15 protein-coding genes and 1 pseudogene are annotated in these 14620 nt (G+C 37.1%); 5 read left to right on the top strand and 11 right to left on the bottom strand.

Going from position 1 to position 14620, the window contains the following annotated elements:
• Positions 1-21 precede the first annotated feature (21 nt).
• The 4 genes and pseudogenes from ACIFOT_RS06625 to ACIFOT_RS06610 all read right to left on the bottom strand — a co-directional run.
• Positions 22-477 carry a hypothetical protein gene (locus ACIFOT_RS06625; RefSeq protein ID WP_430063300.1) on the bottom strand — a complete coding sequence of 152 codons (456 nt, stop codon included), beginning with the start codon at positions 475-477 and terminating at the stop codon, positions 22-24.
• A 328-nt stretch (positions 478-805) separates the two neighbouring features.
• The gene (locus ACIFOT_RS06620) at positions 806-1771 is read right to left on the bottom strand and encodes a hypothetical protein (RefSeq protein WP_430063298.1); all 966 of its coding nucleotides are present in this window, start codon (positions 1769-1771) and stop codon (positions 806-808) included.
• A gap of 334 nt (positions 1772-2105) precedes the next feature.
• Positions 2106-2531, bottom strand: a complete 426-nt coding sequence (locus ACIFOT_RS06615; protein WP_430063296.1) for a DoxX family protein — start codon at positions 2529-2531, stop codon at positions 2106-2108.
• Between the two features lie 743 nt (positions 2532-3274).
• Positions 3275-3364: pseudogene (locus tag ACIFOT_RS06610) on the bottom strand (hypothetical protein); the annotation flags it as partial.
• 147 nt (positions 3365-3511) lie between these two features.
• Between ACIFOT_RS06610 and ACIFOT_RS06605 the strand changes: the two are divergent.
• Both ACIFOT_RS06605 and ACIFOT_RS06600 read left to right on the top strand, forming a co-directional pair.
• On the top strand, positions 3512-3778 hold the full coding sequence (locus ACIFOT_RS06605; protein ID WP_430063294.1) for a ferritin-like domain-containing protein: 267 nt from the start codon (positions 3512-3514) through the stop codon (positions 3776-3778).
• Positions 3779-3813: 35 nt separating this feature from the next.
• The gene (locus ACIFOT_RS06600) at positions 3814-4188 is read left to right on the top strand and encodes a spore coat protein (protein WP_430063292.1); all 375 of its coding nucleotides are present in this window, start codon (positions 3814-3816) and stop codon (positions 4186-4188) included.
• A gap of 140 nt (positions 4189-4328) precedes the next feature.
• On the opposite strand, the gene ACIFOT_RS06595 is transcribed toward ACIFOT_RS06600, so the two are convergent.
• Positions 4329-4907 (bottom strand): GNAT family N-acetyltransferase, encoded by a 579-nt coding sequence (locus ACIFOT_RS06595; RefSeq protein WP_430063290.1) that lies wholly within the window; start codon positions 4905-4907, stop codon positions 4329-4331.
• 43 nt (positions 4908-4950) lie between these two features.
• The gene (locus ACIFOT_RS06590; RefSeq protein ID WP_430063288.1) at positions 4951-5754 is read right to left on the bottom strand and encodes an RDD family protein; all 804 of its coding nucleotides are present in this window, start codon (positions 5752-5754) and stop codon (positions 4951-4953) included.
• Between the two features lie 114 nt (positions 5755-5868).
• On the opposite strand from ACIFOT_RS06590, the gene ACIFOT_RS06585 reads away from it, so the two are divergent.
• Complete coding sequence (locus tag ACIFOT_RS06585; protein WP_430063286.1) at positions 5869-6849, top strand: stage II sporulation protein M; 981 nt, start codon at positions 5869-5871, stop codon at positions 6847-6849.
• Here ACIFOT_RS06585 and ACIFOT_RS06580 read toward each other — a convergent pair.
• Genes ACIFOT_RS06580 through ACIFOT_RS06560 form a run of 5 tightly spaced genes read right to left on the bottom strand, consistent with a single transcriptional unit; the run spans position 6827 to position 11788 of the window.
• The gene (locus ACIFOT_RS06580) at positions 6827-8188 is read right to left on the bottom strand and encodes a DUF58 domain-containing protein (protein WP_430063285.1); all 1362 of its coding nucleotides are present in this window, start codon (positions 8186-8188) and stop codon (positions 6827-6829) included. The genes ACIFOT_RS06585 and ACIFOT_RS06580 overlap by 23 nt on opposite strands.
• Positions 8139-9068, bottom strand: coding sequence for an AAA family ATPase (locus ACIFOT_RS06575; protein WP_430063284.1), 930 nt, complete (start codon positions 9066-9068; stop codon positions 8139-8141). The genes ACIFOT_RS06580 and ACIFOT_RS06575 overlap by 50 nt, the downstream gene beginning before the upstream one ends.
• A complete protein-coding gene (locus ACIFOT_RS06570; RefSeq protein ID WP_430063282.1) occupies positions 9065-10192 on the bottom strand; it encodes a DUF4350 domain-containing protein in 1128 nt (375 codons plus the stop codon). Before ACIFOT_RS06570 ends, ACIFOT_RS06575 begins: the two co-directional genes overlap by 4 nt.
• Complete coding sequence (locus ACIFOT_RS06565; protein ID WP_430063281.1) at positions 10189-10845, bottom strand: DUF4129 domain-containing protein; 657 nt, start codon at positions 10843-10845, stop codon at positions 10189-10191. The genes ACIFOT_RS06570 and ACIFOT_RS06565 overlap by 4 nt, the downstream gene beginning before the upstream one ends.
• Positions 10846-10873: 28 nt before the next feature.
• Positions 10874-11788, bottom strand: coding sequence for a hypothetical protein (locus tag ACIFOT_RS06560; RefSeq protein WP_430063279.1), 915 nt, complete (start codon positions 11786-11788; stop codon positions 10874-10876).
• A gap of 216 nt (positions 11789-12004) precedes the next feature.
• Here ACIFOT_RS06560 and ACIFOT_RS06555 point away from each other — a divergent pair, with 216 nt between their 5' ends.
• Together ACIFOT_RS06555 and ACIFOT_RS06550 are read left to right on the top strand one after the other, a co-directional pair.
• Positions 12005-12865 carry a TetR/AcrR family transcriptional regulator gene (locus ACIFOT_RS06555; RefSeq protein WP_430063277.1) on the top strand — a complete coding sequence of 287 codons (861 nt, stop codon included), beginning with the start codon at positions 12005-12007 and terminating at the stop codon, positions 12863-12865.
• A 111-nt stretch (positions 12866-12976) separates the two neighbouring features.
• On the top strand, positions 12977-14581 hold the full coding sequence (locus ACIFOT_RS06550; RefSeq protein ID WP_430063276.1) for an MDR family MFS transporter: 1605 nt from the start codon (positions 12977-12979) through the stop codon (positions 14579-14581).
• Positions 14582-14620: the final 39 nt, after the last annotated feature.

Raw genomic sequence — 14620 nt, 5'->3', positions numbered from 1 at the left:
TGATTCAAATGAAAGGATTTTTTACTGTTGTTTCCCACCCATTTTAATGGTTGCGAAATTCGCATGGCTTGGGTCGGAATCATCCATAAACATATTATACTCGACCGTTAGTTTATCTGGTTTATGTTCAATTTTATAGGCCAAGTCAATGATAGCAAACGGTCGATCCTTAATCATTTCTATATCCGTTTTATCCACGCTGCCTTTAATCAATTTACTGTCTGCATAAAGCTTTATATGGGAATTAATATATTGCTGCAAAACCTTATGGTCAATGACTTCCTTTTGATCGGTTGCCTTATTAAGTGCATGGCCAAGTTCTTCTAAATCAAGTTTCAACTCGTAATCCAACGTTTTCTCATTGACTTTAATTGTAGAAAATCCTTCACTGTTATTGGTATGGGCAGAAGCCGAAGAAGGTAGTAGAGAACTAAATGAAAGTAATATGAGCAATATAGGGAACCATAACTTTTTCATTATACCCACGTCCATTTCTAGTTTTTTTCTCAACCATGGTAATGGAAAGACGAGGAGTATTTAATCCCCTCGTCCAGATTCCGTTTATTCCTAATTATTTACTAGACTTGATAAAAATTGGGTTTGAGTAGAACCAAAGGTACTTAATTATGGGTGAAGTAAATGGAAAAGTGGATGACCGTTCAACTACAACAAATCCTACAACAAAAGTCGTGAAGCGTTTCACAGAAAGTGATTGGAAAAAAGATGGTGAATATATCACGATTTCTTATACATTAAAAGATGTGGATAAAGACAGTTATATCCGGTTACGTGGTACGAACACAGATCAATTGGAACCATTAGCAGATCCTAAAGGTGAAAATCCATGGACTGATGTAGCTGTAATCCACCAGTGCCTTCCCTCACCTAGCATAGAATCCCATAACCCCCCTGCTTTAGCAGTCATTTGATCAAAACCGCCCATTGTCGGAGCATTTACGTTTCCATACGAGCCGCGGGATCCTTTAGGATCAAGTGAGCCATCTGGATTGATAGATGCTACTTGGTGTCCTGGAGCGCCTTCCATACCAATGGAGATATTTGGTGCCGTATCATTCCAGTTACGGAATTCCTGTGGAGTATCTTGAACCCATTTACTATCACCTGTTGCAGAACGTGAAGGGTGATGAGCAATTTGAATTGGGAGTTCGTCCATTTGCTTCATATAATTTAGTGCAGCAATCATGTTAGACTCAGTATTTCTGCTACCATCATTCGGAAAAGGCTCTCGTGAATTAAACTTACTTTCAATATCATATAGTGTTTGCGATTCATTATCACCTTTTGGAATAATAATTGAACTGTGATCAGCAGCAGGCGTATCGAACTCCATTCCGTAGAACTGAAGAACTTCAGGAACTGCTTGACGAGATTTCAATAATTCAGGGTATGCCTGTTCTAAATTCACTTTTGAATGGTTAGGACCTCCATGGTCTGTTGTAACCATCCAATCGAGACCGTATTTCCTTGCATTTTCCGCATTTTTTTGTGTTGGGTAAATGGCATCTCCGCCACGGATAGGAGTTGGTGGATTTGTTGAGTTGTCCCAGCCAACACTCCACTCACTATGTATATGATGATCACCGGCAAGCCATGTAGCACCGTTCTTTTTCACTTCTTCGTTTGTCAACGATTGTGCTTCTGCTTTTTGATTCCCATTCTGATTGAATAAAGTTTGGGTTGAAAGAGCAGTTGTAGCGAGAACTGTCGTTGTGATTAAAGGTATCGCCTTTTTCTTGAATCGAGCTTTCATTTTAAATTTCCTCCTTTAAATTAACCTTATTTAATACCTGAAATGAATACTTGAGAAAAAGAAGAGCTAACTACACCACTTCTCTCGCTCCACAAAATTAAATATTAATAAAATTTCTCATTAAATTTTAATTTTTCTGACTACTTAAATATAAATCAGAATTGTTAATCTATTATTAAAGCAATGTGAATGAATGACTTAATTTACTAATTTTTAAGTTTATAAAAAATTTACAATACTAATCTTAGATCCATATTCAATTCCTGATTGTCACTCCAAAAGCATATAAAAAAGCCAATCGACCATTGTCGATTGGCTCTATTTTCATTTATTCTTAAGCGGCTTTTCTTAATTCAGTTGAATCCTTTTTAGTAACTAATTGATCGATTGATAATAACCTGCTGCCGCTGATTACTAGAAAAACTGCCATTGCCAAGAATCCTAAATCTAATTCATATCCTGCCATTTGTCCATTTCCTAATAGTCCAACTGAAAGTTTTACCTTTAGGATTGCCCCAATCATTAGGAAAGAAAATAAAGCAGAAACAATTCTTGTTCCCAATCCAATGATTAAAGAGATGCCCCCAATAATTTCAAGCAATCCTACAGCATATGCCATAAATCCAGGCAAACCAATACTACTGAACCAACCTACGATATTTTCAATTCCCCCCTGATACTTTACAATCCCATGAATTAAAAATAATGCACCTAATGTCACTCTTAAAATAAGTGCTCCTACTTCGTTTTTTAATTTCATTGTTGTTCTCTCCTCTTTTATAGTTTTATTTATAAATCTCGAAACCATTTATTATTAATTCGAGATAAATAGGCAAAAATGTTTGTCTTTAAAGTTTTCCTATATGAACTTTTGTTCTCTTATAAAATACCAAACATAATTATGGAATGTCAACGGATTTTTTTGTTTATATGAAATAAAGTTTTCTATCAGAAAACTTCCTACCATTTCAATCGGATAGGAATTCGTATCATTTATCAATTGCCAAAGAATTATTAAAAGGAAATCTTGATTGAATCAACTATTCCACCACAAAAAAAATGAGTGTCAAATTGATATACAATTTGACACTCATTTTTGGTATGAATCACTGTGACTAATTAAACCCGAAGCACTTTAAATTGCCCGCCACCGAATACCGAGTTAATATAGTCAATTTTAGCATTATCAAAATAGACCTTATCTCTTTCATTGACTAAAAATTGAATTCCATCTTGCTCTATGATTTCATCATTACCTAAAGCTGACTCCTCCAGAGTCAGACGAAGCTGTGGGCCCCCTCAGCCAATTCCCATGGCTAAACGGATTAGCGGCTTTTTCCCTTCGTCAATAACATCTTTTACTTCATTTGTAATTTTTACGATTGCAGCATGTGTAATTTTAACCATGATTGTTCCTCCCTATTTCTTATACTACATCGGGTAATTTATATTAGCACCGACTATTCCTAACATTCCCTAAATAAAGAATCCAACAAATCTAGATTAACGCACCGCACAACGGTTTGGTCCAATTTCCATCTCGCGTTGTATTGCTTCATCAGGTTTGATTTTTCCCATATTCGTTACCCTTAAGGGTATATTGTCAAACAAAACTAAAAATCGTCTCAAGCAAAAAGACTTTCACATTATTATGTATAAACTTTCTTGCCGGTAACACATTATGTATAGACTATTTCGTCGCTAAACAATACTTAAATCAAATTTGAAAGGAGTTTTACTATGCAGACAAATCAAGTACCTATTCCCAATCCACCGCCTGCAATCACCACAAAAGATTTATCTTATATAAAGGATGCTTTATCCTGGGAGCTTTTAGCGTTTAAGAAATTTCATTTTTTAGCACAAAATGCAACAGATCCCAAATTTAAGCAAGCATTGGATAAAGCCGGACAAATGCATCAAAATCATTATCAACGTTTACTAACTCATCTACAGGTCGATAACAATTCGATATTAGCCAGCCTGCCTAAAACACAGCAGCAGTGATGGTATCCGAACTAAAAACTATGGAGGTTCAGTGAATGCAAAATCAACAAATGCCAAATCAACAAATGCAAAGTCAGCAACCGCAAAACCAAAATCAAATTGCCAATCCGCAAACCGGACAATTACCGAAAGTAAAAGGCCCTGAGATGAACGACCGTGACTTCATAAATGATGGGCTCAGCACTTGCAAATATTTAACTGACAGCTTAAACACTGCTGTACGTGAGGCTAGCCATGATAAACTGCATGCTGATTTACTTCAAATTCTAAACGAAACACACCAAAGCTGTCGGGAGCTGTATTTATTAATGTTTCAAAATGGCTTGTATAAGCTTGAAGCAGAGGATCAGCAAAAAGTTGACCAAGCTTATCAGCAATTTAGCAATTACTCTACACAATTCCCATATTAAGTTGGAAAGCCTGGTTAGTTAAACCAGGCTTTTCGATTCTTTTAAGTTGTCATTTTCTGGATAAGTTATTCAAAGGCGGAAGAAAGCTCCAAAAAACATTTAAAAAAACTGCCTTTAAAAAGGCAGTTTTTTTACGAAATCTATTCCAAATTATCTAATATATTTTCATTCTGAGAATCTTCTTTAAAGGTCAGAACCTCTTCAACAGGCTGATAAGACTCACCATAAAAATATTGATCCTTATATGTGTGAATCAAATCATATGTTTTTTTCATAGCTTCAAAAATCATCTCTTCAGATTCATTTTTAGGTGCCCAATAGAGGATTTCCATTGCATTGATCTCATTGGTTGCCAGCGACCGCCTTCTATACCCGATTGAATGGGCATGCTCGAAACCTTCCCGTTTATAATAATGCAGCCGCTTTTCAGTATCACTGTCTTCGTAGTTAACTGGCTCTACTTCAAGAATAATCGGTTTCCCCTTTTGTTTCATTTTTTCCATCAATTTATGACCAAGTCCCTGGCCGCGGGCATTTTTTGATACAAAGAGGTAATCGATAAAAACAAAATTGTCTAGTTCAGCGTACATTAATACATGATTGGGTCCCTCATCCTTATGGTAAATATCGGAACGCTCTTTTAGCAGGGTTTCCATATGTTCTTTTGATTTCATTTCTTCAACCGGAAAGTATTGATTCAATTTTTCATACCAATGCATAGTTATACTCCTTTATGGAAAAATTTCATAAAGGAAGTATATGTTAAACTTCAAATTCCCATTCGTCTCTAAGGATTAAATATAGGACCAGGAGAATGTTTTCTAATTCACCCTCAGCCTTCTCTTCCACGTCAAAACCTATTTTCGGCAGCAAAATACCGGAAATCTGCTTCGTTAATGGATTCCTCTCCGATTCAGGTAATTGTTGAAAACGGCTGACGTATGTACTTACGAGCTTCCAATCCTTCACACTGAATGATTTTAACGCCCATTCGTCAATGGAAAGATCATTTTTGGATAAACCTCTTTTTGCAATTTCTTTTTCTATTGGTGTAAGTTTCTTTTTCCGTTTCGCCTTGCGCTCGTGGACAACAATCGTGCCCGCAACGAGATCACCAAGTCTTTTATGCTTAGAATGGAAAAATACCATAATTATGCCAAGGAAATAAGCAGTTGGCAATGAATCAATGATTCGCATTAAATTTCGGATAAAGCTTGAGAGCAGGGTAATGCTATGCCCATTTTCCTGAATAACTCTTATCCCTAATAATTTTTTCCCTATCGTCCTTCCTCCTGAAAAAAACTCAAAGGTAAAGAAATACCCCCAATTAATGATAAACAAAGCAATAATCATGATGGCAATTGGAATCGTATTCTCTGCGAAAAATATCGGTAGAAATGTTTCATTGTTCATGATAATTACTAAGATAATAATAATTGAGGCATTAATTGTCCATAAAATTAATTGATCAATTAAAAAAGCGGCTGCCCGGCTCCCTAAACCGGAAAGCTGAAACTGAAGTGATACATATTCAGGTGTTTTGATTTCCATTTTGTCCTGATTCAAAAGAAGTCCCCCTAAAACAAGGATGTTTTTTTCTATTTCTGTTCCTATTTTTCTACAAAATTACTATAATTAGGAATAGTAAATCCAAGCCTGACTAAACAAGAAGGTGTCGAAATGAATCTAAAGCAATTTGTTAAAATGCATCGAGAAGATTGGAAACAGCTCGAACAGCTGATTTCAGCATTAAGTAAAAGCAGAAAAACCATTACTGGCGACAATATTACGCAATTTAATCGACTTTACCAAAAAGCTGCCCAGAATTTATCGTACAGTCAGACCTACTACCCAAATGATGAAGTTACACAATATTTAAATGGACTTGTTGCTAAATCCCATAATCTTTTATACAAGGATCAAGTTTCAAGCTTTAAACAAATTCGATATTTTTTCGGAACCAAATTTGTCGGCCTGTTTTTAGAACAATGGAAATTCGTTGTGGTTGCGATGTTACTGTTTACCATCGGTGCATTGGGGAGCTTTATATCGGTCTATAATGATCCCCTCCATATTTATTCTCTAATTCCGGCCAATATCGCTCAAGGAGTTGACCCTGAACAAGTTGGCAGCGACCGTGGTGCAGAAGATTCCTCCCTGATGTCTGCAAGTATCATGACGAATAACATCAAAGTGGCAATATTAGCCTTTGCAGGAGGTATCACCTTTGGGTTATTAACTGTTTATTTACTTGTCTATAATGGCATCCTTATTGGAGCGCTTGCTGCCCTATTCTGGCACCACGATAAATCCTATGATTTTTGGGCCTTTATTGTCCCCCATGGCATGATCGAACTTACAGCCATTTTTATTGCTGGCGGTGCAGGGTTATTAATGGGCTACAAGCTGTTTGTCCCAGGGCAGCATTCAAGAGGTTACCAATTAAAGAATCAAGCCAAGCGTTCCGTCCAGCTTCTGTTAGGAACGATTCCGCTTTTTGTTATTGCAGGAGTGATTGAGGGCTTTATCACACCTGCAGCGATTTCTTTAGAAGCAAAATACCTAGTCGCTTTCTTAACAGTCGTTGGCTTAATCCTTTATGTAATCATTGGAAAGTTAAGACTTACGAAAACTAAAACTATAAAAGGTTTTGATTCATAATGGCAATATAATGGGAAACGGCCCTTATCGCCAATTTTTCTTCTTGGGCCTCGATCATTTGGAGGCCTTGTTTTTCCCATTTATTTTTCTCTCTTTTCTTAATCAGATTTTGCTGCTCAGCTATACTTTTTAGCATCGCCGTCTGAACATCAATTGGCTCCTCATTTATTCGTCGTTGTAATGACCGATCCTCAATTCCGATCATTAAAAACAGATGCCGTTGTCTAAGCTTCTTTAAATAGATAAGGGCACTTTCTTCATGGAGAAAGGTGCGAACATCACTAAATAACAGGAGCAGACTTCGTTTCTTTTGGACCATTTCTAAATATTGAAGGACTGCGGCATAATTGGATTCTGCTGCATCTACTTTCAAATTGTAAATGGCTTGCAGGATAGTCTGGAGGTGAGCCATCCCTTTCGATGGCGGGACATAAACTTTTATTTCATTTGAAAAGGCCAGCACAGACACATAATCTCCCTTTTGAAGGGCGGCCGCCGTACAGGTAATTGCCGCCTCAAGTGTTCTCTCTAAGCGGTTTCCCTTCTTTAATTCTGCCCCCATCATTCTTCCGCAATCAATTAAGATCGTGATGTACTTGCCATGCTCCGGTTCATATTCATTTGTCATGACTTCATGAAGTTTTGCCGTTTGACGCCAGTTAATTTTTCGCGGATCATCCCCGACCACATAGCTTCTTATTTTTGAGAAATCACCTGCACCGCTTCGCATTCTGCGAATCTTTAGCCCTTCATGAAGCAAAAATTGCTGGGCATTTTCTAAATATTGCTTAGTCTCGGTTAAATCAGGAATAACCTTTATTGAATCGGCTAAATCCACAGTTATCTGCTTTTCCCACAATCCTAAAAGACTGCGATAACGAAAATATAGCTTTTGAATCTCATATTGACCTCTTTCTTTAGCAATCGTTTCATATGAAATCGTTGCGGCAGATTCCTTAGGGATTGATCCAACAAGTGGAAATCCCTGTTCAAAGGATTGCGGGAGTCCATCTATCAGGAGATAAGAAAAAGGATAAACTGATTCATTCTTTATATTAATTTTGAAAGAATAGTTAATCCCTCTTTCCATCTCTTCTGAACGTGAACGACTAAAGAAAAGCTGCTTTTTTCTGGGTGAAAATAAAAGATCTGCAAGACTTACCAAAAAAACGAATCCATTTACGAAAAAGACATATCCCCATGAATAAACACCCCAAAAAGACCCAAGCGTTAAGAAAAGGGAAAAAATAAAAAATAGGAGCAATAATCGATTTGTCGGTAATATCCCTCTATCTTGGAACAGGAACCGAGCCCACAAGCTCTTCAATGATTTGGTCAACACTTGCTCCCTCCAATTCAACATGCGGGGATAATTGAATCCGGTGTCTTAGTGCCGGTTTGGCCGTCATTTTCACATCATCTGGGGTTACATAATTTCTACCATTTAGGTAGGCCCAGGCTTGAGCCGCTTTTCCAATCGATATTCCTGCTCTTGTACTTGCCCCAAAGCGAATCGATTCTGATTCCCTGGTTCTCCGAACAATTTGCATGATGTAATCGAACACATTCTCACTTACCGTTACTTTCTCAATCTCTCTTCTAATTGATACAAACGTATCCATATCTAGAACGGCAGAGATAAATGTTTCATCAAAGCTTTTTACAATGACTTGTTTTAGTACATCCTTCTCTTCTTCAAAAGAAGGGAAATCAATATGAAGCTTAAACAGAAAGCGATCCTGCTGTGCTTCAGGGAGCGGATACGTTCCTTCGAATTCAATTGGATTTTGTGTGGCCACGACAAAAAATACTTCCGACAGTTGATAAGTTTCACCTTGGATCGTTACTTGCTTTTCCTCCATAGCCTCCAAAAGAGCTGCTTGGGTTTTTGCAGGTGTCCGGTTAATTTCATCCGCCAAAAGGATATTTGTGAAAATAGGACCCTTAATGGTTTGAAAGGTACTTTCTTTCATATTGTAAATCGTGCTTCCAGTAATATCACTGGGAAGTAAATCGGGGGTAAATTGGATACGGGTAAAGCTGCCTCCAAGCAAACCTGCCAAAGTCCGAACCATTTGGGTTTTGCCAGTTCCAGGGACTCCCTCAAGCAAGACATGTCCACCTGCTAATATTGCAGATAAAAGGAGCCTTAGATTTAAGCTTTGTCCTAATATTCTCTCCTCATATTTATCTAAAAAGGATGTTAACTCCGTTTTCATCCTGCCTCAACCTCTTTCCTCAATTGATCTAACTTTTTTGACCAAAGCAAGTATTCCTGCTTACTGATTTTTTCTTTTTCTAAAACTTGTGTCAATCCATTGATAAATAACCGAATTTCACAAGTCGGTATTTGCTGCCATTTTCGCTCCAAATAATTAGGAAGATCCCCCCATTGCCGGCTGTAGGGAATCCCCCACCGTTCTTGGAGAAGGAGTTTTACATAGTCAGCTTGAATGATTATCGAATCATGATAGCGGCTTCCCTTAAGATACCAGGCTGTTAAGGCACGAATTCCTTCATCACTAAAACGGACTGTTTCCTCCCTTGTCATGAAAATCGGGCCAAATCGCTTTCCTTTCAACCATAACCAAAGCATGATTACTACTGCACCTTGAAGTAAAATAAGCAATAACCATTTAGGAAAAGCCGACATAAACCCTGTGTCATTCCATTGGCCATGAATGTATTCGTCAAATAAAATCGCGTTTGAATTTCCTTCCTTAATTAATAGTAGAATTTGAGACAAATTATCTAACTTTAGGATATTCTGATTTGTCATCCATTCAGGTGTTACCGCAACAATCAATTGTCCTTTGCCAAAGGTACGTTTTAAGGCAATAGGACCTAAATGATCATGAAAAAGGATTTTGTCTTGATCGCTCTGCTTCAGGCGTTGACTACTTTTCACTAGTGATTTTACCACTCTATTTTCATTTTCAAATGTAGTAGTAGGAGCAGCATCCTTAGTGGATACGGTTTTAACGTCAAATATCCCTTTAGGATTGTCTTTTAAAAACAAAATCGTGTTCCCATCTTTCATAAAAGAGACGTATTTTTGCTTTTCCTCTTTAGTAAGCTGAATAGACGGTTCGATCATAATAAGGAGCTTATTCTTTGCAGTATGGGGCAGCAATTCTGGCGGCTTCCCCCAAATGGCAACATCCGTTTCTTTATTTAAGTATGTATAAATAGCCTTTACACCGGTGGGAGAGGGAGAATCTGTCACATATCTTGGAAAGGGCTGTGGCTTTGGTGAAAAGGTAAAGTAACTTATAAGGATAAAAAGGATTAGTACTGATATAAGCCAAAGCCAAGTTTTCCTGTTAGAATATTTATTTTTCAAAGGGTCTCCTCCCTCCCTTCTTCTTGACGCTCTTCTTTAAGCAGCCAATTTCTAACTCCATTTTTAAATGGAAGGAACGCCTCTTTTTCGATCTTTTGTTCGCCATAAGTTACCATATCGAAAAAAGATGCAAAGTTATAAAATTGATCAGCGCATTCCCTATTGACTTTCCGAAGTTCCTCATAATAATCCCAATTCGTTTTCCACATTCTTGCCTCAAGCCAACCCTTTTCATGGAAGTAAAGCAGTAAAGCTAAGAATAAATGACGGGTTGCTAGTGTGTAATCTGCTAATGATTCTTGCCGCTTTGCTTCTTGTAAGTGCTGCTGAAACGACCAATTTATTTCCTGTATTGATTTGAGCGGTTTTTGCTCCCGATGCAGACGGTTTCTCCTGCTATTACGGATAAGGAAAAAAGCAACAACCGCTAAACCTATTATAACGATAACAATGATGGCAATTAGGATTGGGCCTGATAATCGACTGGCAGATTCGATAGAAGGAAACAAGTTTTCAAGTTTGTTGCTTATCCATTCTTTCGCCCTTTCCCACAACGTTTCCAGAAAGCCCTTTGTTTGATTGTTGTAGACTTGGTATTCCTTCTTATTTAAAATATCTTTTAATGCATCTCGTGCCTTGTTAGCATCCAGCAAAACCATCACCTAACTTTAAATCGGTTATTTATTTCATATAATAGTCTTCAATCATTTCTTTAAGATCATCAGCGTCATGTCGAGTTTTTAAATCTAGATACATAACCGCATATCCGACAGTGAAAAACATAGTCGTAATGATCGTTATAAGGTTACTAATAATCGATAACAAAACACTATTACCTAAAGAGAGTCCTAAACTTGCTTGTACTGCAAAACTTATACTAGAGATGATTAAGTAAAATACAATATAGAGCCCCAATAATGGCCAAGTTCGTTTCTTGGTTAGCCTCCAGCTTCTTGAAAGGCCTGGCGATTGGCGATCAAGTATAACCGAAGCAAAATAAAAGCTCCAGCGGGTTATAAGTAATCCTATGATCAATGCAAAAGCAAAAAATAGCAATACCCCTGTAAGAATTCCAACTATTGGATGCCCTATCGCCGAAACTCCAAAGCCAGCACCTGCAATGATAGCCACAGGAATTAGGATGATTCCAAAAATGATTAGGCCAAATAACAGCGAACCCCCTAGCATAGGCCAAAATCTTGAAAAAGCTTCTTTTATCGCTAATCCTGATGAAAATTCTTCATTTTCCCTAATGTGATTAACCGCAAAAAGCACTGCAGCTTCCGCTACCGGAAACAGAAAAAAACTTACAATCGCTATCACAATTACACCTATATCTGCACTTATACTGCTGGTTTCGAATGTTCCTGACTCTTCAAAGCTTGAAAGCATTTGTTCAAACCAATCACTTCCAGTCCCAACCTGTCTAAAAAAGCTAGTCCCTGACATAAGCTGAAGGATGGCTTGAAGTAAATAAACAGGCCCCATTAAAATAAGTAAAATCAGGAAAAACTCCTTAAAATGTTTTTTACATAAATTAAACGTGTGATCCAGAATTTCACCAAATCCTTTTGGTTTCGTAAATTTCGAATCCAAATCAAATTCCCCCTATTTAATAGAACTATATTTAAGGTTTATTTTATCAGTATTCTACCAGAATAAGTGTAAAAAGTTATTAAAAAATGGAAAATTTGGGTGTTTTTGAGCAGATGCACTTTCTTTATGTTTGTTGACAAATGAGATCAATTCGAATAGCATTTTGACTATACAATTAGAAATCTGACCGGACAGTCATTTTTTGGAGGGTTTATTTTGCGGGAAAAGGAAAAAATTATTATTGAGTCGGGGATGAAGTTATTTGCAAGCAAAGGCTTTTCTTCAACCTCCATTCAAGAAATAGCAACAGAAAGCGGCATCTCTAAAGGTGCATTTTATTTACATTTTAAATCAAAAGATGAATTATTACTTGCCATACTGGAGTATATCTTTGAAACGGTTCATTCTAATATCTCCATTTATGAACAACAAAATTTGTCGCCACGGGATAAATTTATCAAACAATTATCTTCGCTTTTTGGTACCTTTTTAGGGCATAAAGAATTTTTAATTATGCTTTCAAAAGAACAAGCCATTCCAAGGAATGAAAAGATTAAAAACCTTATGTTTAGCAAGCACTATGAGAATCACCTTCTTTTTCGTAAAGGATTAAGAGATATTTACGGAAAAGATATAGAAGCTTATACCGTTGATCTGGCCTTGATACTTGAAGGATTATTTCAATCCTATATGAAATTGATGTTTTTTGAGCCAAATGGGTTCGATTTTGATGGTTTGACTCAGTATTTAATGAGACGATTAGATAGTATTGTGAAAGATATTACGTCTGAACCGCCATTTTTAACAGAAGATAAGCTTAAAACCGTACTGATAAAATCAAAGGATTTCTTTGAAAATGTAGATATCCCTAAAGTCGTGCAAAAGATGAGAGAGGAATTAAGTCAAATAAAAAATAAAGAATCGTTAGAAATATCACTGGATGTTCTTGAAGAGGAAATTAAAAAAGAAAGTCCACGAATTCCAGTAATCAAAGGAATGTTATTTAACTTTAAGGATGTTGGTGCATTTAAAGAATATATTAGATCCATTGCGTCTTATTATGGTTTTGAGGATTAATCAAACCCATATTTTTTGATTTTCATTGACTGACCGGACATACGAGTGTATAATGACTCAGCGGTCAAAAATATCAAAAGTGAAAAAACAATATGGATAGGAGAAATATATATGGGAATACAAGAAAAAGGGATTAATACCCGATTAGTCATAACCGGTTTAATCATTGGTATGTTCTTTAGTGCCCTTGAGCAAACAATTGTGGGTACTGCCATGCCAACGATTATTGCTGAGTTAAATGGCTTCAAAATTTTTGCCTGGGTAACAACTGCCTACATGATTACCTCGACAACGATAGTACCAATTGTCGGAAAGCTATCTGACCTTTATGGCAGACGGTCACTCTATTTACTCGGAACCATCATCTTTATCATTGGTTCAGGTCTATGTGCTACAGCCACCAACATGGAACAATTAGTCCTCTATCGTGGACTTCAAGGAATTGGCGGCGGAATGATAATGCCGCTTTCACAAACAATTATCGGTGATATCTTTACGGCTGAACAACGAGCAAAATGGCAAGGGATCTTTGGCGGTCTCTTTGGATTAAGTTCTGTTATTGGCCCGTTCCTTGGCGGTCTGATAGTCGATCATATCAGCTGGCATTGGATTTTCCTCATTAACGTGCCTTTCGGCTTATTATCTGCCTTATTAATCTTTGCTGGATTAAAAAATGAAAATGCCGCTTCGAAAAAAGAAAAAGTGAACATTGATTATTTAGGAATTATTACCCTGATACCAGCAATTGTATTGCTCTTGCTTGGTTTAACCTTTGGCGGCGATAAATTTGCCTGGGCATCCACTAAATCCTTCTTAATTTTTGGCGGTTCGATTGTGCTCTTTATTATTTTTGGTTTTATTGAGAAAAAGGCTGCGGAGCCAATTTTGGATTTATCTTTCTTTAAAAATCGTATTTTTGCCACAATGAATGGCTTAGGATTTTTATTAGGTCTGGGAATGTTTGGAGCAATCATGTTTGTTCCAATGTATATGCAAGGTATTCTAGGGGTTTCACCAACACAGGCTGGATCTACGATGACTCCGATGATGATTGCTATGATTGCAGCAAGTATTATTGGAGGTCAATTATTACTTAGATTTAGGTTCCGTTCGGTATTGACAGCCGGAATGTTACTCGCGGGTCTAGGATTTTATTTGATGAGCACCATGGGATTGGATTCGAGCGAATTTACAGCCTACGCGTATATGGTCGTTCTTGGTTTAGGAATGGGATTGGTAATGCCTACGTTGATGATTGCGATTCAAAATGAATTCCCAAAATCACAGTTAGGTACAGTTACATCTGCATCCACTTTCTTCCGTTCTATTGGCGGTACAATCGGCATAACAATTTTAAACTCCGTCATGAACCATTCTCTTGAAACAAAAATGGCCGATATAGCTAAAAATACTGACACCCCTGTTGCTCACGGAGCTTTAGAAACTCTTTCTGATAAAACAGATGCACTTTTTGGATTATTACTCAACCCAGGGCTTTTAAAACTACCTGGTGATATACAAAAAATCGTCATTCACGGGATTGAAACGGCTTGGTCAGAATCCTTTACAACCGTCTTTTTAACAGGTCTAATTTTTATTGCGATTGGTGTATTAGTTGCTCTATCTGTTGGAAAAGGCCGTATTAAAAAGGACAATGAACTTACCCAAGAAAAGGAACAATCAGAAAAGTCCTTTGGACGGGAAGCAACTGAATAAGTTTAAAATGAAAACACGGCATGTAATAATGCCGTGTTT

This window comes from Neobacillus sp. NRS-1170, assembly GCF_050468025.1.
The sequence above is the reverse complement of the archived record's forward strand: the minus strand, read 5'-3'. Positions and strand labels throughout refer to the sequence as shown.

Bases quoted from the DNA above. Each gene is read 5' to 3' on its own strand.
- ACIFOT_RS06600 (WP_430063292.1), top strand. From the start codon at position 3,814: ATGCAAAATCAACAAATGCCAAATCAACAAATGCAAAGTCAGCAACCG.
- ACIFOT_RS06585 (WP_430063286.1), top strand. From the start codon at position 5,869: ATGAATCTAAAGCAATTTGTTAAAATGCATCGAGAAGATTGGAAACAG.
- ACIFOT_RS06625 (WP_430063300.1), bottom strand. From the start codon at position 477: ATGAAAAAGTTATGGTTCCCTATATTGCTCATATTACTTTCATTTAGT.
- ACIFOT_RS06620 (WP_430063298.1), bottom strand. From the start codon at position 1,771: ATGAAAGCTCGATTCAAGAAAAAGGCGATACCTTTAATCACAACGACA.
- ACIFOT_RS06605 (WP_430063294.1), top strand. From the start codon at position 3,512: ATGCAGACAAATCAAGTACCTATTCCCAATCCACCGCCTGCAATCACC.
- ACIFOT_RS06550 (WP_430063276.1), top strand. From the start codon at position 12,977: ATGGGAATACAAGAAAAAGGGATTAATACCCGATTAGTCATAACCGGT.
- ACIFOT_RS06575 (WP_430063284.1), bottom strand. From the start codon at position 9,068: ATGAAAACGGAGTTAACATCCTTTTTAGATAAATATGAGGAGAGAATA.
- ACIFOT_RS06595 (WP_430063290.1), bottom strand. From the start codon at position 4,907: ATGCATTGGTATGAAAAATTGAATCAATACTTTCCGGTTGAAGAAATG.
- ACIFOT_RS06615 (WP_430063296.1), bottom strand. From the start codon at position 2,531: ATGAAATTAAAAAACGAAGTAGGAGCACTTATTTTAAGAGTGACATTA.